19 protein-coding genes are annotated in these 25623 nt (G+C 39.8%); 10 read left to right on the forward strand and 9 right to left on the reverse strand.

Annotated features, from left to right (window positions below):
* The first annotated feature begins 5 nt into the window (after positions 1-5).
* Positions 6-1241 (forward strand): cysteine desulfurase-like protein, encoded by a 1236-nt coding sequence (locus GQR54_RS13620; RefSeq protein ID WP_166378281.1) that lies wholly within the window; start codon positions 6-8, stop codon positions 1239-1241.
* Positions 1242-1259: 18 nt separating this feature from the next.
* On the opposite strand, the gene GQR54_RS13625 is transcribed toward GQR54_RS13620, so the two are convergent.
* Positions 1260-1964 (reverse strand): 2OG-Fe(II) oxygenase, encoded by a 705-nt coding sequence (locus GQR54_RS13625; RefSeq protein ID WP_166378283.1) that lies wholly within the window; start codon positions 1962-1964, stop codon positions 1260-1262.
* 33 nt (positions 1965-1997) lie between these two features.
* On the opposite strand from GQR54_RS13625, the gene GQR54_RS13630 reads away from it, so the two are divergent.
* Together GQR54_RS13630 and GQR54_RS13635 are read left to right on the forward strand one after the other, a co-directional pair.
* Positions 1998-2396 carry an acyl-CoA thioesterase gene (locus tag GQR54_RS13630; RefSeq protein ID WP_166378285.1) on the forward strand — a complete coding sequence of 133 codons (399 nt, stop codon included), beginning with the start codon at positions 1998-2000 and terminating at the stop codon, positions 2394-2396.
* Positions 2397-2539: 143 nt separating this feature from the next.
* Positions 2540-3055 carry a sigma-70 family RNA polymerase sigma factor gene (locus tag GQR54_RS13635; RefSeq protein WP_166378287.1) on the forward strand — a complete coding sequence of 172 codons (516 nt, stop codon included), beginning with the start codon at positions 2540-2542 and terminating at the stop codon, positions 3053-3055.
* A 79-nt stretch (positions 3056-3134) separates the two neighbouring features.
* Here the strand turns inward: GQR54_RS13635 and GQR54_RS13640 are convergent, their stop codons facing one another.
* Genes GQR54_RS13640 through GQR54_RS13650 form a run of 3 tightly spaced genes read right to left on the reverse strand, consistent with a single transcriptional unit; the run spans position 3135 to position 7926 of the window.
* Entirely contained in the window at positions 3135-4019 is an 885-nt protein-coding gene (locus GQR54_RS13640; RefSeq protein WP_166378289.1) for a metallophosphoesterase, read from the reverse strand.
* A 59-nt stretch (positions 4020-4078) separates the two neighbouring features.
* Entirely contained in the window at positions 4079-5170 is a 1092-nt protein-coding gene (locus GQR54_RS13645) for a hypothetical protein (RefSeq protein ID WP_166378291.1), read from the reverse strand.
* A 59-nt stretch (positions 5171-5229) separates the two neighbouring features.
* Positions 5230-7926 carry a TonB-dependent receptor gene (locus GQR54_RS13650; RefSeq protein WP_166378293.1) on the reverse strand — a complete coding sequence of 899 codons (2697 nt, stop codon included), beginning with the start codon at positions 7924-7926 and terminating at the stop codon, positions 5230-5232.
* A gap of 433 nt (positions 7927-8359) precedes the next feature.
* Between GQR54_RS13650 and GQR54_RS13655 the strand changes: the two genes are divergently transcribed.
* From GQR54_RS13655 to GQR54_RS13680, 6 genes are all read left to right on the forward strand, one after another.
* Positions 8360-9334 (forward strand): aldose epimerase family protein, encoded by a 975-nt coding sequence (locus GQR54_RS13655; RefSeq protein ID WP_166378295.1) that lies wholly within the window; start codon positions 8360-8362, stop codon positions 9332-9334.
* A 187-nt stretch (positions 9335-9521) separates the two neighbouring features.
* Positions 9522-12269 (forward strand): TonB-dependent receptor, encoded by a 2748-nt coding sequence (locus GQR54_RS13660; RefSeq protein ID WP_166378297.1) that lies wholly within the window; start codon positions 9522-9524, stop codon positions 12267-12269.
* Between the two features lie 194 nt (positions 12270-12463).
* Positions 12464-13990 (forward strand): tryptophan halogenase family protein, encoded by a 1527-nt coding sequence (locus GQR54_RS13665; RefSeq protein WP_166378299.1) that lies wholly within the window; start codon positions 12464-12466, stop codon positions 13988-13990.
* A gap of 12 nt (positions 13991-14002) precedes the next feature.
* Complete coding sequence (locus tag GQR54_RS13670; protein ID WP_166378301.1) at positions 14003-14764, forward strand: SapC family protein; 762 nt, start codon at positions 14003-14005, stop codon at positions 14762-14764.
* Between the two features lie 52 nt (positions 14765-14816).
* On the forward strand, positions 14817-16295 hold the full coding sequence (locus GQR54_RS13675; RefSeq protein WP_007580003.1) for an SLC5 family protein: 1479 nt from the start codon (positions 14817-14819) through the stop codon (positions 16293-16295).
* A 321-nt stretch (positions 16296-16616) separates the two neighbouring features.
* Positions 16617-18749, forward strand: coding sequence for an alpha-galactosidase (locus GQR54_RS13680; RefSeq protein WP_166378303.1), 2133 nt, complete (start codon positions 16617-16619; stop codon positions 18747-18749).
* A 160-nt stretch (positions 18750-18909) separates the two neighbouring features.
* On the opposite strand, the gene recG is transcribed toward GQR54_RS13680, so the two are convergent.
* Genes recG through asnC form a run of 3 tightly spaced genes read right to left on the reverse strand, consistent with a single transcriptional unit; the run spans position 18910 to position 22236 of the window.
* Complete coding sequence (recG, locus tag GQR54_RS13685; RefSeq protein ID WP_166378305.1) at positions 18910-20991, reverse strand: ATP-dependent DNA helicase RecG; 2082 nt, start codon at positions 20989-20991, stop codon at positions 18910-18912.
* Positions 20992-21049: 58 nt separating this feature from the next.
* Positions 21050-21736 carry a tRNA (guanosine(18)-2'-O)-methyltransferase TrmH gene (gene trmH / locus GQR54_RS13690; protein ID WP_166378307.1) on the reverse strand — a complete coding sequence of 229 codons (687 nt, stop codon included), beginning with the start codon at positions 21734-21736 and terminating at the stop codon, positions 21050-21052.
* Positions 21737-21777: 41 nt separating this feature from the next.
* Positions 21778-22236 (reverse strand): transcriptional regulator AsnC, encoded by a 459-nt coding sequence (asnC, locus tag GQR54_RS13695; protein ID WP_002958822.1) that lies wholly within the window; start codon positions 22234-22236, stop codon positions 21778-21780.
* A gap of 197 nt (positions 22237-22433) precedes the next feature.
* Here asnC and asnA point away from each other — a divergent pair, with 197 nt between their 5' ends.
* Positions 22434-23429, forward strand: a complete 996-nt coding sequence (asnA, locus tag GQR54_RS13700; protein WP_166378309.1) for an aspartate--ammonia ligase — start codon at positions 22434-22436, stop codon at positions 23427-23429.
* 31 nt (positions 23430-23460) lie between these two features.
* Here the strand turns inward: asnA and GQR54_RS13705 are convergent, their stop codons facing one another.
* Together GQR54_RS13705 and GQR54_RS13710 are read right to left on the reverse strand one after the other, a co-directional pair.
* Positions 23461-25068, reverse strand: coding sequence for a FapA family protein (locus GQR54_RS13705; RefSeq protein ID WP_166378311.1), 1608 nt, complete (start codon positions 25066-25068; stop codon positions 23461-23463).
* A 150-nt stretch (positions 25069-25218) separates the two neighbouring features.
* Complete coding sequence (locus GQR54_RS13710) at positions 25219-25611, reverse strand: RidA family protein (RefSeq protein WP_007580015.1); 393 nt, start codon at positions 25609-25611, stop codon at positions 25219-25221.
* Positions 25612-25623 lie beyond the last annotated feature (12 nt).

The following is a 25623-nucleotide window of genomic DNA, read 5'->3' on the forward strand; positions in this document are numbered from 1 at the left end:
TAAGCATGAACATAACGCAATTACGTGAGCAGTTTCCTGCATTAATGCAAAACGTTGATGGTAAATCGCCAATATTCTTAGATGGACCGGGTGGCTCGCAGGTACCAACATCGGTGCTTAATGCGATGACAGCTTATTTAGGTCGTTATAATTCGAACCTAGGTGGCGCGTTTTTTTCTAGTGATAAAACGGTTGAGTTGATGGCTAATGCGCGCCAAGCCGCCGCTGACTTACTTAATGCACCTAGCTCACAACAAATTGTGTTTGGTCCAAACATGACCAGCCTAACATTTAGCTTTAGCCGTGCAATTTCACGTGACTGGCAGGCTGGCGATGAAATAATTGTAACCAATGCCGATCATTTCTCAAATGTATCGTCGTGGCAACAAGCCGCAGAAGATAAAGGCGTAAAGGTAAATACAGCGCTTATTAACGAAGCAGATTGCAGCTTAGATATGGCGCAGTTTGAAAGCTTATTAAACAGCAACACTAAGCTTGTAGCGGTAACTTACGCTTCAAATACCACAGGTTCAATTAATAATATTAAACGTATTGTAGAGCTTGCTCACGCTGTAGGCGCACTTGTTTATGTTGATGCCGTACATTACGCACCGCACGAACTTGTAGACGTGCAAGCGCTTGATTGCGACTTTTTAGCCTGCTCTGCATATAAGTTTTTTGGCCCGCATTTAGGTATGGTTTACGGTAAAAAAGAACATTTAGACGGGTTTACACCTTATAAAGTTGAGCCAGCTAAAGACGTAGCACCAGGCCGCTGGGAAACCGGCACACAAAGCTTTGAAGCCATGGCGGGTTTTATCGCAGCTGTTGATTACATTGCAGCAATTAGCGAACTTGACGATAGCCATTCACGCCGCGAAAAGCTAAGCATAGCTTTTGCTAAAACTAAACAACACGAAATGGCGCTTAGTGAGCACTTTTTAACGCGCTTGGTAAACTACCCACGCATTAAGTTGTTTGGTATTGATGACTTTGATCGCTTAAATGAGCGTACACCTACTTTTGCTTTAATTTTTGAAGGGCTTGAGCCACGCGCCGTTTCAGAATTTTTAGGTAAGCAGCATATTTGTGTGTGGGATGGTAATTTTTACGCGCAAGGTTTGTGCAAGCAATTAGATGTGCTTGATAAAGGCGGTGTAGTGCGCATTGGTTGTATGCACTACAACACCATTGAAGAACTAGATCAGTTGTTTAATTTATTTGATGAACTGCTAGGTTAATCATATCGTTTTGGTGCGCTAACTCTTTGGCGCACCATATATTTGTTCTGCACGATTAAACAACACCCACGATGTTAAAATATACTTATCGTTTGATACTGGCTTATTGCCTCTATGAGTATGCGTAAAGTAGCCAGGCGCTATTACCATAGTGCCTTTTTTAGGGCTGATTTTACGGTTTTGATAATAAAACTCCGTTTCACCGCCTTCATCAACATCGTTTAAGTAAAACATAAATAACAACACGCGATGCAAAGCTTCGTTGTGCTGTAGCTGCGGATAAACTTCACTGTGCCAGTAAGGGTAGCCACCTTTGTTTACTTCGTATTTTTGCGCTTGAATGTTACCGAGTCTAAAAATTTGCTGAACTAAAACGGGTAATTGCGGTTTACCCACTTCTTCGAAATTCTCTTGGGTTAAATCGACTACTTCACCTGTTTTTGGATGATAAACCTTTAAGCCAAATGCCCCAATCATCATAAAAATATGCTCTTCAACATACTTAAAAACATGCTGTGCAGTCGTTTGTTGTATATGTTTTAATTGTTGTGCATATTCAGGGTGACTATTTAAGTGTAGGTCGTGGCTGTCTTTTTTCTTTAAGTCGACACCGCCCGATGTTACCCCTTGTTTTACATGCGGGCTTTGCGCGAATGTGGTAATAAATTCATCGCAAAACTCATCGCTTAATGCGTTATCAACAACGCGTATAAAGTCCGTCATGGTTTACCTTTATATAATTATTATTGGATTTTTATGTTTATTGAAAAAGTGATGCCGCGCTTTAGCGAAACAGATGCACTCGGACACATTAACAATACCGTACTCCCTGTATGGTTTGAAGTCGCACGTGGACCTATTTTTAAGTTTTTTACACCGGACTTAAACCCGCATGATTGGAAATTGATTATTGCCAAAGTTGAAGTGTCGTTTGTAGGCGAATTATTTTATGGCCACGAAGTGACAGTTAAAACCTCTGTAGAGTATATAGGCACTAGCTCTTTCACACTTCGACAAGAAGCATGGCAACATGATAAATGCTGTGCGATAGGTAAGGCCGTTATGGTGAGGTATGATTTTATTGCTAAATCAAAACAAGCGCTTAGCATTGACGAAAAAGCAGCGCTTAACGAGCACATTACTGCTGAGTCATAACTTAGCTAATAAATGACCTTTTAGTGACAAACGCTTGGTTTGTCATATTCTTAGCATAATTGAATGCTAGATTAATCCTCTTAAATACAACAACTAATACAGTTGTTTTTACTTTTTAATTAAGAGGTTGTTAAAGCCATTTTATGATTGTCGAATCATTTTTTGAAAAATTATATACCGAGCACAACAGTGAACTAAACCGTAGAGTCCGTGATTTTTTTGGGGCAAGCCTTAGCGACCATGAGGATTTAGTGCAGGAGGCATTTAGTAATATGTTGTCGCACCAGCATATTGATAAAATAGAGTTTCCGAAAGCTTATCTGCTTCGTTCAGCTATTAACATTGGTTTAAATTATCGTTCTCGTTTTAAAAATACCCAATATTTGTCAGACGACACCCTCGATAATATTGATGAACTACTATGTACACAAGGTAGCCCTGAGGATCTATGTAGCATGAATTTACGAATTGAATATATTTCCGATGCGATGAATACGCTTACAGATAAGCAGCGAGACCTTATAGTACGTAGTCGTATTCATGGTGAAACATATCAACAAATTAAAGTGGCAACAGGGTTTAGCCTAGGTGATATAAGCCGCCAAATGCAAAGTGCTATTGAGCAATTGCATAGCTACATAAGTGCCAAAAATGCGTGACTAAGTTCCCTAGTCACGCTAATCCTCTCCTTGTACGCGTTATTATATAGAGCCATAGGTTATCTTAGTTTTATTGCGGTTATTTAATGGGAAGAACCATTGAAGGCTGCCTCCCTTGACCATTAATTTTAAGTTGGGTTGGCGAAAATTCAAGAGTGCTAAATGCAGTTGTATCGGTATCAAGCATCGCATGAAAAGTTACAAAGTGAATGCCGTCTTTTTTTGCGTAATTACCTACATGGTTATGACCATTAAACCATGCTTTTACGGTTGAATACTGGCTAATAAGGGTTAGCACTTCTTGCGCGTTCCATAGGTTATGGTTGTTCTCAGGAAAAATAGGGAAGTGACTCAGTAGTACAACAGGTTGTTCTTTTACTTGCGCTACTTTTAGCTTTTCTTCTAACCACTTAAGCTGTTTTATACCAATTGCGCCATTCCAATCTTCGTGCCCTTTATATTGAGAGTTAAACAAGGTCATATTTTGTTGATGTTTTTCACTATTTTTAGGCCATGCGTAAGTGCTCACATCGTTGCCATCTAATGCGATAAAGAGCCAGTTGTTTATTTCAAAACTGTAGTAGCGCGATGGCATATTTAAAGTGTTAGTTATGCGCATTTTAAACTTATCATCTACCGAGAATTCATGGTTTCCTAATACATGATAAAGGGGAGCGTTAAGCGATGACGATATTGTATTTAACGGAGTAAAACTTTTAAATTCACGGTCGATAAAGTCGCCTAAATGTAATACACCCGATAAAGGCAGTTGATTAAATTGCTCAACGGCAGTGCTGAACTTTTGAGGGCAAGATGTGTAGTGTCGAGTACCTTTATTGGCTTGTTCTGCATATTGGCAATCGGCAATAACACCTAAAGTAAATGTGTCATTTGCAGCAATTGATGGGCAGCAAACTAAAAGCAATAATAAATTAATGAGGAATGAAACAGTGTATTTTTGCATAACTTTTATCTTTTTATTTAAGTGGCTAGGCAACTAAAGATAGTGACCTAGCTGTTAATTTATTTACTTGAGCGACATTCACGCAAAGCAGATTTCCAATTAAAAAGAGACGAATAAGCATATTGCGCACCTAGATATGCAATTAACTGCCCGCCCTCATTTACTCTAAATCCGCTCGCACCATCAGCGCCAGGATCTGTTGGACCATTGGCACGGCCTAATATGGTTTTCACAGCAGGAGCTGACGTAGATACGCTGAAAGCTGTGTTGTTATTAAAACTTACCGGATAAGCATTCACATGATTATCGCCAATGTTAGCGCCGCAAACAGTACCACCGGTATAAGAATGAACGACAAACCAATTATTGTTACTGTCTTGGACTAGCTGTGCATTTTGACCAACACTGTTACAGTAAGTATTTTTTGCTGTGTTATAGGTGTTTACTCGCTCAAAAGCAGTTATATCTATAATGCCCTCTTGTGGCGTGTTGTATTGAAACAAGCGCTCAGAATCAGCTTTATAAGCGACCCCTTTAGCTTCTCCCATATGATGGAGTATTAACCATGTTGTGTTATCTATTTGAGCAAGCCATACATCGGTAATTTTATTTAACTCTGTTTGTTGTAATTCAGCGGCTTGCCCTAAATCAGTTGTCGCATTAAATTTTCTGACACGTACTTTTATTTCGTTTTCAGAGGCAATAAATAAATAGCCCTCATCTTCATTGTTTGGAGCGGGAAGCCAGGCTATACCAGATGGATGTTGCTCAGAAATACGTATTTTATCGCGTAGAGCTAATGTGCTATTGCTACTAATCTCATCATTGCTGTTGAATGCATTACTGCTTGCATTAAATGTTAATATTTGACCTAAATCACCACTACTTGTTTCTGAATGTGCAATAAAAGCAGTATGGGAGCCATTACTCCATTTATGAGATAGTTCGAATGCTTGGTGATGATCACTAATTTCAAATACGTGATCACTTTGTGTATCTACTTTAAAATCTTGGCAATTACTACCCAAAGAATTAAGCACTTGTGAAATGGGGTTATTTAGCTTCGGTTGCGTATGAAAATCATTGGCTACACAGTATTTTGCAGTTGTTAAGCTGCATATTATTGACACCGCTATAATTGTTTTATTCATCGTTATACCTTTCCTTATGGAATTACTGGCTGCAAAAGCAGCCAGTTTAGAGGTGAGAGCTAAAATTTATACGACATACCTAACGCAAAATTACGGCCACTTTGTGAGTAGGATTGGGTTCTGTGATCGAGGAATTGTCGAATCGCTTCGTCGGTTAAGTTCGTTGCTTCAAAGGTTATTTTTACTTGTTCTGTAATATTCATGAACGATTTAAAATCAACAAACGTTGTTTCATCGTATCCTGCAACAATGTTTTGCTCTGAGCCTTCGCCTGTAATGTACTCATCACGATAAGAGCTCGATACACGCATGCCCCAACGCGGTGTTTCATAATAAAGGGTAAAATTGTGAGACAATTCAGATAAGCCAGGAGGAGTAACGCTGATGCGCTCACCTTCGTTAAATAAAATAGTTTCGCCATCAGCAATGGTTACATTACCGAGCATTCCTAAGTAATTAAATGGTTCTGGTAAAAAATAAAAGTCCATTTGAAACGCAATTTCTAAACCAGTGACATCTGTAGAATCACCATTTATAGGTTGTGAAACGGTAAACTCAGATTGCGCATTTACGCGCGGGTCAAAATCTAAAAACTCTAGAGGGTAACCCGTTTGCTCATAAGGTAGGGTCACTGATTGCTGGACAATAAATGACTCCATATCTTTATGGAATAATGCAATAGCCAAGCTTGACGAATCACCATAAAACTCAAATGATGTTTCGAATGAATCAGCGACAAAACGCTCTAAATTAGGGTTACCAGCACTGATAAATTGATCTGCAACACCCACTTGTCCTGCGGCTTTTAGTTGATCTAAGTTTGGTCGAGAAATATTGCGATTTGCACCAAAGCGTACTAACCAATTATCAGAAATATCAGTAACAACATTTAAGCTTGGTAGTAAATCGGAATAGGTTTTACTAAATTCAATTTGCTCAAAACCTACTCCAGTATTAACTTCCCCGCTCGATGTTTGTTCGGTTTCGTACCAACGTAAGCCTAAGTTACCTCTAATTGGGAAGTTACTTATTTCGGTGTTCCATAAATACTGTGCATAAACCCCAATAGTATCTTCTTCAATTTGATATACAGTACCAGGGCGATTATGAGAGGCATCTAACTCGCGAGAAATTAAACCTGTTGCAACAACACGCTCAAAAGTTGCTTGGTTATTTGCAATAACATAGTCATGTAAAATTGGGATATTTGTTATTTGAAAAACAGCTTCAGGTGAATTTGGGTCATTTTCCCAATCAACACGGTCTCTGCGTTCAAAGCCATCTGATTGATAGTTTTTAGACTGAAGACCAAACTTAAATGAATGAACATCACTAAGTTCGTAATTAAAATCAACTTGATACGTGTTGTATTCATTGCTTATTTCATCTTCACGGACATCAGTTCGCATTAATGCCCACTGGTCAATGTCGGTAATATCGAAGTCGTAAGTATTTTGACCATATTTAGCATTGCGCCAATCAACAGAAAACGCATGGTCGACAGATTCACTAAAAACTTTATCGTTTATAGGTTGCTCAAAAGTAGATTTTGATAAACCAAACATGGTTGTCATGTATAGTTTATCGGTTAGTTCAAAATTACCACTGAGTGATATTTGGTGAAAATCAGTTTCGCCAAAACTTACTTTTGACTCGGTACGTAAATCAAGACCTTCAAATGAGGCGTATACTAAATCGTCACCTTCAATAGCTGCATCAACGAGTAACTGATTTGCCGTCACATCGCCAGTAAATGCGTGTGTGCCCGCTGTTGATAATTGGTTTTCAATGCGATCGTTAGATAGCTTTCCGTATAAAATATCTAAATCAAAAGACATTGCATCAGAAGGTTGCCACTGAAATGCAGCGGTAATACCGGTACGTTTACGTGTATTAGCCCAAGATGCAATGTTATTAGCGCGAGATACAAACACACGGTCATTACCCGTGGCATTGACCAAACGGTTTTTGATATCGGCATCAACTGAATCTGCAACATTATCATCACCAAAGCTCGCTTGTTTCCAAGACCACACATGATAGCCTTCTTCAATTGTATCTACTTCAGAATAAGCAACCGATACGAGCGCACCAAAATTCCCCCAAGTATTTGATAACAAACCAGCAAAGCGAGGGTCTGAATGCTCTGTTCTATCATTATAAATACCTTTTACACTTACAGCACCTTGTAGCCCTTCTTCAGAATTATCAAAAGGTTTTGCAGTATGTAAATCAACAGTACCGGCAATACCCCCTTCATCTAGTGACGCATCATACGATTTATAAACATCTACGCGATTAAATAGTTCTGAGGCAAAAATACTGAAATCAAAATCTCGAGAGCGAGATGCACCACCACGTTGGTCAATACCTGAATCGCTTGTAAAAAGTGCTTCCATGCCATTTAAGCGTGTGCGTGTAAAATTAGGGCCTAAGCCACGTAGCGATATTTGACGACCTTCACCTGAGTCACGCGAAATAGATACACCCGGTACACGCTGTAATGACTCTGCTAAGTTGGCATCAGGGAATTCGCCAATGTCTTCAGCTAATATGCTGTCTTGCGAGCCAATTGCATTTTTTTTGAGTTCCTTACTACGGGCTAGGTTAGAACGGTAGCCTGTTACCGTGATCGCTTCCATTTCCTGCTGAACTTTATCACTTTGAGCTGCATGTATAGGGCTGCTTGCTAATATGAATGTGCCAGATACAGCGCCAACTAATATACTCAGTTTATTAAGTCTAAATGGGATCATAATTCCTTTCTTCTCTCAGTTAATGTTTATAAATACTAAAAACAAAGTGCACACGCAGCGATTAAGCTGGATTAAATGGTGCAGACATCAACTAAACAAAGTAAGGCTGAAAATTTTCCAAATAAAAGAGTGGTTTAATAAAACTTTAACATATGTCGATTGGTTGGATTTTCTTAAGATTATGATTGTATTTATCTTTTTATTTATTTTGATGTGTTAGTTAATTAGGTGTGATTTTTTGGGGGGGGTAAAAACAATAAGTATTTAATTTACTCGCCTTATGTAAATAATAATGGCAGCTGTAAATTTTTGTCGTGATTTTTTAACGCATTTAGATTGAGTTACAAGCGCTAGTTATATACTATTTATATTATATATTGTTGCGCCGTTATAACAGGAAATGTTAATTCGGTAATTTGATTGGAGAATGCGTGTGACATCTATTGCCAATAACCAACCTTTACAAGTTATTCAGCTCAGTGATGGTCAAAATTTAACAGCTGAAATTTTGCCATTTGGCGCGATAATAAAAAGCATTAAATTTAAAGAACAAGAAATGACGCTTAGCGTCGATGATCCTCAATACTATCTTGAAAACCCATTTTATCTTGGCGCTACAGTAGGTCGATACGCTAATCGCATTGCAAAGGGGCGTTTTAACTTATCTGGTACGCAGTATCAACTAGAAGCAAATAACGGCCCTAATAGCCTGCACGGCGGCGTTAAAGGCTTTAATAAAGTACTTTGGCAAGTAACCAAACAAACTGAAAGTGAAGTTGAACTTTATTATTGCTCGCCCGACGGCGAACAAGGTTTCCCCGGTGAGTTGCAGGTTTGGCAAACGATTAGCGCTAAAAACGGCGAGCTTACTCTGCACTTTAAAGCGCTAACTAATAAAGAAACGCTCGTTAACTTTACTAACCATTGCTATTTTAATCTTGATGGTAGCGAATCAATTAATGAACACCTTGTTCAAGTTAATGCCAATTACTATCTTCCTATTGATACAACTAGTATTCCACTTAATGAATCTGCATCAGTCACCGGTACCTGCTTTGACTTTACTAAGCCAGCTCAAGTTGGTGAGGCCTTAAGCGCCGTTCATCCTCAACTAGAAGCTGGAAATGGCTTTGATCACTGCTATATTTTTAATGATGACAGCAGTTTAAAGACGATGGCTACATTAACTTCGCCACACACGAACGTTAGTTTAACCCTTAAAAGTACGCAGCCAGGCATGCAGCTTTATACCGCAAACTTTGTTGGTTCGCCTTTTAAAGCACGGCAAGCTTTGTGTTTTGAAGCGCAAAATTGGCCAGATGCGCCAAATCGTGAAAATTTTCCAAAAGCTAATTTATTACCGGAAGAGGATTATGAACAGGTTATTATTTACTCTTTTTCTGAGTGAATACAGCATTGAAATGTTAATTTAAAGAAAATTAAAAGCAAAAATACGGTGATTAAATGCTATCCATAATTCAGGAAAAGGTTGCACTTTTTGCTGGTTTAAAGTATTTATAATATAAATAGTATTTGAAACTATATGCACTACCACAACGACACAACGACTACACACAATCAGGAGTTTTTAAAAAATGATAATTAACAATAAGTTATCGTTCAACAAGAAAACCGCGATCAGTATTGCTATTACTGGCATATTGGCAAGCGGAAACGTTGCAGCTCAAGGCGCTGAAGGCAATACGCCTACAGTAGTAAATGAAGATGTTGAAGTTATCGCAGTAACGGGTATCCGCAGCAGCTTACGTTCATCAATGTTAGATAAAAAAGCATCTAATGTTGTTACAGACGGGATTAAAGCAGAAGATCTTGGTAAATTTCCTGATTTAAACGTAGCAGAATCTCTGCAACGTATTACAGGTGTAGCAATTGACCGTAGTGGTGGTGAAGGCCAAGCGGTAACTATTCGTGGTTTTGGTCCACAATTTAATACTGTACTTGTTAATGGTCGTCAAATTGCGACAGACAGTGCAGGGCGTGAATTCAACTTTGATGTATTAGCTGCAGATCAAATCACCGGTGCTGATATTTATAAAAGTAATACAGCAACGCTTCAAGAAGGCGGCATTGGTGGTACGGTTAACGTAACTACAGCACGTCCTTTTGATTTTGGCGGTTTACATATTTTAGGTTCAGTTAAAGGTATGTACGAAAGCCTTTCTGAAGAAGTATCTCCATCAACATCATTCTTAATAAGTAATACGTTTAACGATGACAAGCTAGGTGTGCTTTTTGCCATCACTAATCAACAACGTAAACTTCAGAATAACCAAATTTTAACGGCTGGTTGGCGCGGTGGCCAAACAATCTCTAATCCAACGGATGGTGTATTGTTTGAAAATGCCTACATTCCACGTAACTGGGATCAAGTTGTTGATGAGCAAGACCGTGAGCGAACAAACGCAAGTTTAGTACTACAATATGCACCGTCTGACGATGTTACGATTACTGTTGATGGCATGATTTCAAAATTTGAAGTTGATTCAACAGTACGCGATTTAGCATCGTGGTTTGAACCAGACCGCGTAGGTAGCGCAACAATTGATCCTGAAACAGGCACGCTTTTAACTTTCTCCCAAGAAGTGGGTTTGGGCGCACCAAGTGGCGATCCGGCAAGTGACTTTGTATCTCACACACGTAACTCACGTGATGTAACTAATAAAGCATTTGGTATTAACGTTGACTGGCAAGTCAACGAGTCATTAAAAGCAAAATTTGACGTATCTCGCTCAACAGCCGAAAACGACCGTGCGGGTAGAGATCGCTTTAACGTTGTAGGTGTTATCAATAGCTATACTTTTGACGGTACAGGCAGCATTCCTACTGTACAGCATGATGGTTTTGAAAATGGTTCGTTGCCAGCTCCAAGCCTAGCGCGACTTCATTACAACGAAATTGGTAATCAATTTACAGATGAAGATGAAATTACTGAAGTAAAAGCCGATTTTGAATATGTGCCAGATAAAGGCCCCGTTGATCGCATTAACTTTGGTGCTTATCGCCAAGAACGTGAAAAATCAAGCTTTCAAATCTTTGGTAGTCAATGTCAGTTCTGTGGTTATGGTACACAAGCACCACTTGATGCAATTGATTTTGAAGCTTATACAGCGAGTAACTACTTCCCTGGTTTAATCGATACATTTTATAGCTACGATGGCGATAAAATGCTTGATTACTTAGCCGATCAAGGTTTCCCAGTAGAGCCAACACTACAAAATAACCGTTACACAATTAACGAAGACATCACTAGCTTATACATGGACTTTACGCTTGGTTTTGACCTTTCAGATATGCCTGTAACAGTTAACTTTGGCGCGCGTTACTCAGAAACTGATATTGAAGTTGCTGCAATACAAAGCTTTATTAGCGATGTAATACCAACATCTGACGCAACATTGTTTCAGAATGTTTTTGGGCCTGCAACGAACATCGAGCAAGGCACTAGCTACTCAAACTTATTACCGTCTTTCAATGTTAAGTTAGAGCTGCAAGACAACATGATTTTACGCTTTGCAGCGTACGACAGTATCACTCGCCCAACTATGTCTCAGCTATCTCCTGCGACAAACTTTAACGAGCCACGTCGTCAAAATTTAACGGCAAGTGGTGGTAACCCAGCTCTTAAACCATTCCAGTCTGAAAACTGGGATATTTCTTACGAGTGGTACTACAACGATGCTAACTTATTTAGCTTTGCAGTATTTAGTAAAGAAGTAGATGACTTTATTGTTACCCTAACAGGTGCAGAAACATACGAAATGTCTGACCGTTCAGGTCCTGATTTTGCGTGTACTACATGTACAGACCAAACAGATGACGAACTTATTGGTAGCTCAGAAGTTTACACTGCAAGTCGTCCTCAAAATGGTGAGTCTGCAACTGTAACCGGTTTTGAAGTCGGTGTTACTCACATGTTTGAAAATGGCTTTGGTTTTATTGCCAATGCAACTGTTGTGAATAGCGACATTAGTGTGGGTGACGATACTACACAAACATTTGCACTTGAAGGTTTAGGGGATTCACAAAACTTAATATTTTTCTATGAGCAAGAAAACTGGCAAGCACGTGTTGCATTTAACAACCGTGAAGGCTTTTTACGCTTAGTTGATAACGGCTTTAACGGTGAACCAGTTAACGTAGAAACTTACGGTCAGTGGGATATTAGTGCAAGTTACGATATTAACGAAAACTTCACTATTTTTGCGGAAGGCATCAATATTACTGAAGAAGAGCTAGTACAAACAGGTCGTTTTGCTAACCAAATCTATTCAGTAGAAGATAATGGCTCACGTTACGCGTTTGGTATTCGCGGATCGTTTTAATTAATGATGGAGGCGTATTTTTCGCCTATTAGTTTTCATTACAGCACCAAGGTGCTAATACCAATTAGGTTAATTTAGCAGTAATGTATATTAGTTAACCTAATTGGCTAAAATGAATACACATTAAATCAAAATGCCCTAACGGGCATTTGTTGTATAAAACGTTATCAAAAATACTCAAAGAGTAGTCCATTATGAATAAAGCAATAAAAACAGTAGCGGTAGTTGGCGGTGGTACAGCAGGATGGCTGAGCGCTGCAATTATAGCTTCGTATCACCAAGGTCAAAATGGTGACGGCTTAAAAGTGATGTTGGTTGAATCGTCAGACATTCCAACTATTGGCGTAGGTGAAGGTACCTGGCCCACGATGAAAAACACACTTCAGCAAATAGGCTTGCGTGAAGTCGATGTGTTTAAAGCCTGTAATGCTACCTTCAAACAAGGCGGGAAGTTTGTAAATTGGACTCATGGCAATAATGACTTTTACTACCATCCATTTACTGTACCGCTAGGCTACGGCCGTATAGATTTAGCCCCATATTTAGATAATGTTGCAGACTTTGCACAGCAAACTAATTTTCAACATGATATTTGCGAAGCAAGCTTAGCCCCAAGAGGTATAGCGCAAGGTGAATATCAAGGTAATTGTAATTACGCTTATCACTTAGATGCCGGCGCTTTTGCAGAAATGCTTAAACAGCATTGTAAAAGTAAGCTTGGCGTAGAGCATATTATTGGTACTGTTGATCAAGTAAAGCTTGATGACGAGGGTGCAATAAATGAGCTTACTCTAAAAGATCAAACCCGCACTATAAACGCCGACTTATTTATAGACTGTACTGGTTTTTCATCATTGTTATTAGGCCAAGCGCTCAACGTACCGTTTAAAAAAATGGACCACGTGCTATTTAACGACAGCGCATTGGCTATGCAAGTCCCTTACAATGAAAACGAGCAGCTTCTTGCCAGCCATACCATAGCAACAGCGCAAAACGCTGGATGGATTTGGGATATAGGTTTAACGCACCGCCGAGGTGTAGGGCATGTTTATTCAAGCAAATTTTTATCAGACGATGAAGCAGAGCAAAACCTAAGAGACTATTTAGGCGATGCAGCAAACGGTTTAACTGCCCGTAAAATTAGTTTTGAATCAGGATACCGTGAGAAGTTTTGGCATAAAAATTGTGTTGCCATTGGTATGTCGGCAGGGTTTGTAGAGCCGCTTGAAGCAACCGCTATTATGCTTGTTGAAATTTCAGCACGCTTTGTAGCAGAGCACATGCCAGCAGACACACAAGTAATGCCTATTGTAGCTAAACGCTTTAACGAGCAGATGGATTACCGCTGGCAGCGTATTATCGACTTTTTAAAGCTGCATTACATGCTAACCAAGCGCCCAGAACCTTACTGGCAAGCACATGTACAGCCCGATACTATCCCACAAACCCTGCAAGAAGATTTACTTCTTTGGGGAAGCCGTGGCCCGCTTATTCAAGATTTTCATGGCGCATTAGAGTTATTCCCTGCCGCCAGTTATCAGTATGTTTTGTACGGTATGGGCTTTAAGCCTGACTTTACTAAACAAGCATATTTGTATTCACAGCATGTGCAAGCCAAACAAATAATTGAACGTAACAGCCAGCTTACACAGCAGATGTTGCAAACTTTGCCGCCTCACCGTGCTTTTATAGAGCAGTGGTTAGCAGCTAACCCAGTTTAAGGATGTGTAACTATGGCTATTAGTGGACTAGTAAACACCAAACACCAAACATTAAAAATTAACCCCAATGCAGCCGTTGAATATGCAAAAACGCAGCATTTAGTTAATTTAAGAGCAAATGAAATAGCAAAAGCAGCCTGCGACTTACCTATTTTTTTAGCACGTAATACACAAAATGGTAGTTATACCGTATCAGCGTTAACCAGCTTTAGTGCAGGTCAAAGTTTATTGGTTAATAACAACCAATGGCAGGCACTTTACACGCCGGTATGTATGCAAACCCAGCCTCTTTATTTAATGACCCGAGAAGCAAATAGTAGCGATTATTTTATCGCGATTGATGATCAAAGCTCAGCCGTAAACACGCAGCAAGGTGAGGCACTATTTGATGCTAAAGGTAACCCGAGTTTATTTTTAAGTGCACAGCAAAAACTGTTAGAAAGCGACTTAAAAAATGACTATCAAACGTATCAATTTACCCAAGAAATTACTCGGTTAGGGCTCATTAAAAACATAGATATTGTATTGCAGTTTGAACAAGGCGAAACCCAAACTATTCAAGGTTTGAGCACCGTTGATGAAGACAAACTGCAAACATTAAATAGCAATACCGTTGCAGAACTACAAAAGCAGGGTTACTTGAGTGTGCTTAACAGCATGCTTATTTCACTGTTTCAGTTAAATGCATTGGTAAAGCTGCATAACCAACGTCCCGAACTTATGCCTTTAAAGCAGATTAAGTTAGAACTAAGTCGAGATGCGCACGCGCTGTAGCGTGCATTTTTTATTACACAGACATTGCGCATAACGCGCAGGAGACACACACATGTCAGATAACATTTTACAGCTGGTGGTTTTTGTTTTTGTCACCGCTTTAATTGGTGGCCTTACTTATTGGAAATGCCGAGGCCAAAATCGCAATAACGGACAAAGCCAAACCAAAGAGTATTTTTTAGCAGGCGGTGGTCTTACTTGGATGTTTGTTGCAGGTTCAATAACACTTACTAATTTAAGTACTGATCAGCTTGTAGGCATGAATGGTAACCAAATGGCTTTACTGGTTTGGTGGGAGCTTGCAGCAATTATAGGTTTGATTATTTTAGCCAAAGTGTTCATTCCTGTTTATTACAAATACAACTGTACAACGACCACAGAGCTTTTAGAAAAACGCTATAACAACAAACATATTCGCGCTGTTATTGGTGGTTTATTCTTTTTAGGTAATGCACTTATTTATATGCCAGCGGTTATTTATTCTGGCGCGCTATTTATGCAAACCATGTTTAAGGTTGATATTCCGCTAATGTATATCGCCACCGCATTTGCTATTATTGGTGCTGTTTATGCGTTTTTTGGCGGTCTGCGAGCAGTTGCTGTATCGGATACCTACAATGGCATACTTGTACTAGGCATGGCTGTTTTAGTCGTATTTTTAGCACTTAATGCTATTGATTATGACTTTACGGGTATTCCTGAGGAGCGCTTAACACTCATAGGCGATGCTGACTCACCTATTCCGTGGCCGACACTTTTAACCGGTATGATCTTTATTCAAATGTATTACTGGGGTACTAACCAAACAATCACACAGCGAGCAATGGCAGCACCTAATGTTAAAGAAGCGCAAAAAGGTATATTTGCAGCTGCGGGTATTCGTTTTTTAATCGTCCCTGCAATTGTGGTATTACCGGGTATTATTTCGTTTAAACTTTATGGCGATATTGGCGACGCGGCTTATGGTCGAATTGTGGGTGATGTAATGCCAGCATGGTTAACCGGTGTGTTCGCAGCGGCAATGGCAGCAGCTGTACTCTCAACTTACAACAGCTTATTAAATTCAGCTACAGCACTATATGTGTGTGACATTCACGAAGCGTACTTTAATAAAGAGCCAAGTGTTGTAAAGCTAAGTGGTTACGTAACATTGCTACTAACAAGCTTAACACTGGTACTTGTACCAATTTACCAGCAAGCAGACAGTATTATTAACTTACTACAGCAATTAAATGGCTTATTAAGTATGCCTATATTCTCAATTTTTGTAGTGGGCTTATTATTTAAAAATGTTGATGCACGAGCGGGTATTGCAGCAGTAATTTTAGGTGTTGTAATGTACGGCATGCTTACATTTGCAAACTCACCACTGCATACTGACATTCATTACATTCACTTAATGCCAATTACACTGATTGTATGTGTCGCTTTTGCATTGATAGTAAATAAAGTGGTATTTGGTTTAAATGCACAGTGGGCAGGTAAAACACCAGCACTTGATGACGCAGGCCAAGCACAAGTACAAAAATAACGTATAAATAGTTTAAGCTGACAAAATCGGTCATGGGGGAACTCTGGCCGATTTTTTATATGTATTAAAAGCAACATGAGAACTTCAAAGCGAAGGTTAGTTTAATACTTTTTATTACAGTGGTACTTCCAGTGAGTTTATCTGACTATTTGCGATGTAAAGACTATCAAAACCTAATTTATATGATATATACTATTATTATTGAATGTCACTGTCTGATAGATTGTGGCTCAAGCAAAGAGATACATTTAGTACATAGTGTAGCTTACTAATTTTCGTTATATTTATAACTCACACAATGAACAAGAGGATAGGAAAATCATGGCCGACACTAAATCATTTTATCGATTAGACAGTGTAAACAGCACCGTTATTTTCGACTGCCAGAGCAAAACACCGGCGTTACTGTACTTTGGTAAACGCCTATCTGAGCAAACAACAGAAACAATGCTAACTCAGCTTGCTACGCGTCAAGAAGTAAAATGTGCCGTGGTTGAAGAAGCGCCTATTTCTCTATCTCCGTTATTAGGCGAAGGCTTTACTGGTGCGCCAGGGCTTGAGCTAGTAAATGATTCAATCGCATGGTCAGTAGGGCCACAACTTCAAGAAGTTCGTCAGCCTTCAGCCGCAACACTTGAATTTGTAAGCGTAGATAAGCTTCGTGGTATTGAAGTCGTGCACAGCATTACACTTGATAAAAGCACTGACGTACTTAGTGCACATACTGTATTAACTAATTTAGGCGGCTCACCACTGGGCGTTAATTTTTGCGCCGCGCCAACATTTCAATTGCCAGATAGCGTAAGCAAAATAGTGAGCTTTGAAGGTCGTTGGTCAAACGAATTCCAGCGTCAATCGGTTGATTTAGTCTTAGGCAGTTTTGTTCGTGAAAACCGTAAAGGCAAAACATCACACGATGTATTTCCTGGTTTATTAGTGCATAACGAAAATGCAGGCGAGCAGCACGGCGAATGTTACGGCTTTCATTTAGGTTGGAGCGGCAACAATAAACTACGCGCAGAGCTTCTAGCTGAAGGTCGTCGTTACGTGCAAATGGGTGAGCTATTACTTCCTGGTGAGCTTACGCTTGCTAAAGGTCAAACGTATCAAAGCCCGAGCATTTATGGCTCGTTTTCGAGTGAAGGCTTTAGTGCGCTTTCTCGTAATTTTCATCGTTTTGTTAAAGCTAATTTACTTAGCCAAGCACAGCGTGAAAAAACGCGTCCTGTGCATTACAACACATGGGAAGGCATTTACTTTGATCACGACGTAGACACGCTTAAGCAGCTAGCCGACAAAGTAGCGCCGTTAGGTATTGAACGTTTTGTACTTGATGATGGTTGGTTTAAAGGCCGCCGTGGCGATAACGCTGGTTTAGGTGATTGGACAGTAGATTACAAAATTTACCCCGATGGTTTATCACCAGTTATTGATCATGTGAATAGCTTAGGTATGGAGTTTGGTATTTGGTTTGAACCAGAAATGGTCAACCCTGATAGCGATTTATACCGTGCGCATCCTGATTGGGTTTTAGGATCTGAAAACAACGAACAGTTAAGCTTTAGAAATCAGCTAGTACTTGATTTAACCCGCTCTGAGGTTGTTGAGTACCTATACAAAGCGATTGACGATATTTTAGTTGAATACCCAACTATTAAGTACATTAAATGGGATATGAACCGCGATATTAACCATGCGGGTAATTTTGATGGTAAGCCTGCTGTGCACCAGCAAACATTGGCACTTTATCGTTTAATTGATCGTATTAAAGCGGCGCATCCAGGGCTTGAAATAGAAAGCTGTTCGTCAGGTGGTGCACGTGTAGATTACGGCGTACTTGCACACACAGACCGTGTATGGACGTCAGATTCAAACGATGCGCTTGATCGCCTTGAAATACAGCGTGGATGTTCGTTCTTTTTCCCATCGTCGGTTATGGGGGCACACGTAGGCCCACGTGATTGTCATATCACAGGGCGTAATGTAAGTATTGAAATGCGTGCTGCGGTATCAATGTTTGGCCACATGGGAATCGAAATGGACCCACGTGAACTGAACGATCACGAATACAATGCACTTAAAGCGGCAATAGCACTACACAAAGAGCATCGTGAGTTTATTCATAGCGCCGATTTATACCGCCTAGATAGCGACGATTTATCAATTAACTTTGGTTTAATCGATGAGCAAAAAACAAAAGCGTTATTTGCCTATAACAGCGTTCGCGAAACACCGCGTACAGCGCCTAATAAGCTTCGTTTTGTTGGCCTAGATGCCGATGCGCAGTACACACTTAATTTAGTGTGGCCGGTAAAATTTGACGAGTATCGCCCATCTTCTATTGCTGCGGTAAATGGTCAAACATTTACAGGTGAAGCGCTAATGCAGTTTGGTTTACAAATGCCAATATCATTCCCGCAAACATCGCTTATTTTTGAGCTTAACAAAGCTTAAATTTAACTAAGAGCAGTAAAAGGCGCTAATCGCTTTTATGCTGCTTAGCTTAGATATCAGTAGTCAGCTCTATATTGTTTAGGGCTAGCTTTTTTATATCCTTTGTAAGCTAATTTAGTAAATTAACTTAGTAAACTCAAAAGTATCGAAAATAGAGTGGTTACGCTTGCGCGTAATTTTGCTTGTTACCCAACCAGCGTTGAATTAGTGGGTCAACAACCTCTGGGTGTTGCTTAAGCATTTGCTGTGCAATCGGTCTTACTTGATTAAGTATGTGCTTATCACGGGTAAGATCGGCAATTTTAAACTCGGCTAACCCTGTTTGTTTTGTACCGAGCACTTCACCAGGGCCACGAATTTCTAAATCGCGCTCTGCTATTACAAAACCATCGTTACTATCGCGTAGTACGCCTAATCGCTTTTGAGCGGTATGAGACAGCGGCGCATGGTATAAAAGCACGCAATGCGATGCAGTAGCGCCACGGCCAACTCGCCCACGTAACTGATGCAGCTGTGCTAAGCCTAAGCGCTCAGGGTTTTCTATAATGATTAAGCTCGCATTAGGGACATCTACACCAACTTCAATAACCGTAGTGGCAACCAAAACATGTATATTACCTGCTTTAAACTCGCTCATAATGGCTTGTTTTTCAGCTGATTTCATTCGCCCATGTACTAAACCTACGTTTAGCTCTGGTAGCGCTTCTTTTAACTGTAGTGCACTGTCTTCGGCGGCTTGGCATTGCAGTACTTCAGATTCATCAATAAGTGTACACACCCAATAAACTTGGCGGCCTTGCTCGTTACACGCTAATTTAACGCGAGCAATAATATCGTCCCTGCGAGTATCAGGAAGTGCCACTGTTGTAATTGGCGTACGCCCAGGAGGTAGCTCGTCAATCACAGAGGTTTCTAAGTCGGCATAGGCGGTCATAGCGAGCGTACGTGGGATAGGTGTTGCGGTCATAACTAGTTGATGAGGGTAACAATCACCAAACTTACCCTTTTCGCGCAGTGATAAACGCTGGTGGACACCAAAGCGGTGTTGTTCATCAATAACGATAAGCACTAAGTTATTAAACTTAACTTCATCTTGAAATAAAGCGTGAGTACCTACAATCATTTGCGCCTCACCGGAGGCTATTTTTTCAAGTGTTGCTACGCGCTCTTTGCCTTTTGTTTTACCGCCAAGCCAAGCAACGGTTATACCTAGTTGATTAAACCACGTTGTAAAATTAACGCCATGTTGCTCTGATAAAATTTCAGTAGGAGCCATTAAAGCTACTTGAAAGCCCTGCGCAATGGCTGTTAGTGCACTAAGTGCTGCTACTAGGGTTTTACCTGAGCCTACATCGCCTTGTACTAAACGCATCATTGGATACGCGTGTTGCATGTCACCTTTAATTTCAGCAACTACGCGGCTTTGCGCATTTGTGGGTGCAAAAGGAAGTTGCTCTAAAAATTGGCTTTCTAATGTGTTTACCGGATTTAATGCGACGGCCTTAACTTGTTGCCCTTGCTCTCGTACTTTTAATAAGCTGAGGTTTTGAGCAAGTAACTCCTCAAATACAAGGCGCTGTTGGGCAGGGTGAGTACCTTGCTCTAATGCAGTCACATCAACATCATTTGGTGGGCGGTGCAGTAATAATAAGGCGTCACTTAGCGGTATATTTGATGGCTGCCACTGTGAAGGCAGTAGTTCTTCTACTGAGTATTTATGTAGTAAATCAATAGCCTGCTCGCTTAAAGCCCTAATCGATAGTTGCTTTAAACCTTCGGTTGTTGAATAAACGGGCGTTAATGTGGTCGCTACTGGTTGCTCGTTAGAGGTATCGCTGATGCTGTATTCAGGATGGTTCATTTCAAAGCCAACACGGCCACGGCGCACTTCACCAAAACAACGTATTATTTTACCTGCACTAAATGCGTTTTTTTGTGCGGCGGTAAAATTAAAAAATCGTAGTGTTAGCCTGCCAGTACCGTCATTGATTTGGCAAACAAGCATGCGCCTTTTACCAAACGTAATTTGGCTTGTTTCAATTGTTGCTTCAACACTTACGTGGCTGTGAAGTGACAACTCGCTAATCGCGTATAAGCGAGTGCGATCTTCATAGCGAAGTGGCAAATGAAAAAGCATATCTTGCACAGTTAAAATACCTAGCTTTAACAAACGCTCAGCCATTTTTGGGCCGACCCCTTTGAGCTCTGTAATTGGGTATTGATTTAAGCTAGGTTTAGACAAAGTGTATCAATCTTATTATTTGTGAGTAGGCTAAGTGTACTTACAGAACTTTAGCCCATCAAGTATGTTTTAAAGCTTGCCAAAATTGCTCGTCAGCGACTATTTCGCCGTTTGCATCAAGTGCGGGGTAGGGTAATTTTTTTTGTTTACACTGCCTCGCGATAATAGGATGGCAGCCTTCAAAGTAAAGTGGGTGCTTAACTTCGGCGCTCAGCATATCTCTATTATATAAACCAGCCAGCTCGCGTTGGCGCTGTGCTTCAAACAATATTAGCGCAGCAGCAACCGAAACATTTAGTGATTGCACCATGCCTTGCATTGGAATAATAATATTTTGATCGGCATATTCTAGGGCTTTTTCTGATATCCCCGTTTTTTCTTGTCCAACAATAATAGCCGTTGGCTTGGTGTAATCTACTTCTCTAAAATCAACGGCATCTTCTGATAGATGAGTCGCGAGTATTTGTATTTCTGGATTGCGTTCACGCATTGCAGTAACGGCATCATCAATATTTCTATGTAAGTGCGTCTCTAGCCAGTTTTTACTGCCACCTGAGGTATTATTTGTTAGCCATTTTTGCTTTTCAGGCCATACAGCATGTACGTGATGGCAACCAACCGCATCAGCACTTCGTACTATTGCAGATAAGTTATGGTGTTTGTGCACGTCTTCTAAACACACGGTTAGGTCTGTTTGACGGCGCGAAAGTACGTCTTCGATTCTTTGATAGCGAGTTTGCTGCATGGTTATCCTCTTTTTTCGGCAATTATACGAGATTTTTGTAGTTAAGGCATTACCGTACGGCTAATTGGGTTTTGTAGAGAAATGAGTGTCTCTGTTGACTGAATGGCTTCTATTGCCTGTATTTTATTAATCAGCACATCTTGTAAGTGATCAATGGACTTTGTCATTACCTTTATAAATATACTGTAGTTACCTGTTGTGTAATAAGCCTCTACCACTTCCTCCAATGCTTCTAGCTTTATAAGCGTTTGCGGGTAATCACGTGCGTTATTTAAATTAATACCTATAAAGCAGCATACATCGTAGCCTAGCTGTTTAGTATTAATCGTTAATTGGGTGCCTGTAATGATCCCTGCTTGCTTCATTTTTTCAATTCTTACGTGAATTGTCCCTGCGCTTACATTAAATCTTTTTGCTAATTCGGCGTACGCAGTACGGGCATTTGCCATTAACGCATGAAGTATCTGTTTATCGAGATTATCGATTAAATAATTTTCCATTATATTTTTCTCATGAAATTATCGAATGTATGCTTTTTATACCATTTAATTGATGGTTTTTATATATTAAAGCTATTTTTGTTATGGGATGTTGAATTAATCCTTTAAATCGTTACATTAACTTCATTAAGGGCGTTAATTAGATCGCTTTTTATCAATTAAGCAAGTAGCAATAACTGGGAATGAGGCCAATTATTATGAGTTCACACTATGTGCAGCAACAGCAGCAAATAAGTAAAGTTAAGCAATTTTTTTCACAACAACTAGAAACCCAACTTGGGCTGGTTGAGGTTCAAGCCCCAATTTTGGCTAAGGTTGGCGACGGTACGCAAGATAACTTAAGCGGCCATGAAAACGCAGTTGCTGTAAATGTGAAAGCGATTACAGATAGCCGCTACGAAGTGGTGCATTCACTGGCTAAGTGGAAACGTAAAACATTGGCAACTTATGGCTTTAGTGTTGGTGAGGGTATTTACACTCAAATGAAGGCTTTGCGCCCAGATGAAGATTCATTAAGTCCTATTCATTCTGTATATGTTGATCAGTGGGATTGGGAAAAAGTAATTAACGAAACGACAGAACGTTCGCTGGCAACACTAAAGCAAACTGTTCAATCTATTTATAAAGGAATAAAAGAGACGGAAGCTTTTGTAAGCGAGTCTTATGGTTTAACGCCATTTTTACCGGACGATATTAAGTTTGTGCACAGTGAAGAGCTACGTATAATGTATCCTGATTTTAGTGCTAAGCAACGCGAAAAAGCCATTGCACAAGAATATGGTGCTGTATTTTTAATTGGTATTGGTGGCGCACTCGGAGATGGCAAAATTCACGATGTAAGAGCCCCAGATTACGATGATTGGTCTACGCCAACATGCGATCAATACATGGGCTTAAATGGCGATATTTTGGTATGGAACCCAGTGCTTGAAAATGCATTTGAAATATCATCAATGGGTATACGTGTAAGTCCGGAGGTTTTAAAAGCGCAGTTAAGTACTACTGGAGATGAAGACCGCTTAGAGTTTGATTGGCATAAAGCGCTACTACAAAGTAAATTTCCGCAAACAATTGGCGGTGGAATAGGGCAGTCGCGACTAGCGATGCTATTGCTGCAAAAGCAGCATATTGGCCAAGTGCAAGTGGGTGTATGGCCGCAGCATACACATGCTGAGGTAAGTGACTTACTATAGTAATAAAACCAAAGTGCTTCTAGCACTTTGGTTATGACGTTTTAAATTCAATTGCTATTTTATTATTTTCTAATTTAACGGTACATGGTGGATAATTACGGGTTGTTTTAAAAACTTTGTTAAATATGTGAATTTCTACGCCAGAATGTAGAATATAGTTCGCAGTAAAACGTGCGTCGTTAAGTAGGTTATGTAAGTCATGCTCTAAATTAGAAAGTTGTTTTTCTAATTGCTCGGATTGTTGGCAATAATGCTGCTGGGTTGCGCCAATTTTATTAATCAGTAAATTCTTTTTTTCTATGTCGGCGACTAAACTTGTTTTTTCTAGTGCGGCTTGAAGCGTATCTAATTGCTCATCTGTTTTAGCTAAATCTTTAAAACAACTATCGGTCTTTGCCGTTATTTCAGTAGCTGATACTGCCAAGTTAATTATCATTTTGGCCCCAGATTCATTACCTATTTCACCAGCAATGAGCATAGTTGCATCAAGTATTTCACCACCGAAAATCTTCCCCTTGGGCAGCTCAGATTGACCAACTTGCAATAAACGCTTGGCTTTCATTACACAGTGGCTTGTTTGGCGCTCAATAAATATATTATTCGCCTCTAGGTAGCTATATTGTGAATGAGAGACATGAATATCACCTTGTGCAACTAGTTTACAAGAAAGTGATTGTTCATCAGCTTTTTGATGGCCAATAATACCCTGCTTAACTGTTATATCTCCACTCGCGGTAAGCTCGCCTGATTCTACGGTACCAAATATAGTAATATCGCCTTTGGCGTTTACTTTCATACCTGGTTCTATATTGCGAGTGACGATAACACTGCCCTCAAAATCAATATGGCCGCTTTTTACGTTCACGTCTGAAATGGTAAAAATATCATCTACACGCATACCATTATTTATTTCAACGGGGACACCTGCAATAGTTGAGACTAACTCAAGCGGATTCATTTTTGATATTTCAGTGCCTTCGCCTGCTACTAATTGTTTATTTTCTCCAGGCTTTGCGGGCAGTATGTCACCTATTACGGTAAAGCCTTCTTTGCCGGGAGTTGCTGGTTGTTGACGAATAAGCACAGAGCCAGGCTCTACGCTTGCAAGTTTACCAAAGTCACGCATATCCACACTGCCATCTTCTTGGAGCTTGGGTGTTTTTAAACGATCTTTTAAAGTTTTTACTGTTGCAATTAATTTGCTAGCTAAACCGTCACTTGGGAGCCTACCCTTAGCTAATACGCCTTTAACTACAGTACCTGCAGAATGCTCAAATTGCTTTTGCAGTAATTGTTCTAAAAATGCCTGTTTATAGCCACGAACAATCCCGGCTTTAACAAGCTGTTTTTTTGCATCCTCTAAATTTAATAACTTTCCACCTTGGGCAAGCGTTAGTTCACCAATAGCCAGCATTTTATCGTCGCTGATGGTTACATTTAATGCAGCATCATGTTTACTTGCCACAACAAGTATTTGTTCAGAGGTTTCATTTTTAAAAAAATCGTTTATGGATTCATGATCGATTTTACACTCACAAAAACTAGACTTTTCAAGAGCCCCTAAAATAAATGCAGCGCTGGGAGGAGTATGCTCTTTTACATTAAGTACAACATTTCCATTATGGGAAAGCTTAAACACGAGTTAATCCTTTTTCACTACTTTAGTTGAGTTTATTTATAAAAATACAACTATAGATTGCTAGAAATTTACTTTTGAGTCAAGAAGTCAGAAAAAGCGAAGTACAAAGAAAAAATAAAGGCTATAGAGAAGCTCTATAGCCTGCAATACTTAATTGGTAGAAGGTAATTCCATTATCCCGTCTATTTCAACTTGTGCACCTTTTGGTAGTGCACGAACACCTAATGCAGCTCTCGCTGGGTAAGGTTGTTTAAAGTATTGGCTCATCACTTCATTTACAGTGGCGAAGTTAGATAGATCAGTTAGGTAAATATTGATTTTAACTAAATCGTGAATTTTTCCGCCTGCTTCTTCACATACCGCAGCAATATTTTTAAATACCTGATGCGTTTGCTCGCTAAAATCTTCTGAAATCATTTCCATCGTTTCTGGAACTAGTGGAATTTGACCAGATAAATAAACAGCGGTACCTACTTTAACTGCTTGGCTATAAGTGCCAATAGCTGCGGGTGCTTTGTCGGTAGAGATAAATGCTTTATTCATGTGCTTCCTATT

Origin of the sequence: Pseudoalteromonas sp. Z9A4 (assembly GCF_011378845.1) — a bacterium.
Lineage (GTDB): Bacteria > Pseudomonadota > Gammaproteobacteria > Enterobacterales > Alteromonadaceae > Pseudoalteromonas > Pseudoalteromonas arctica.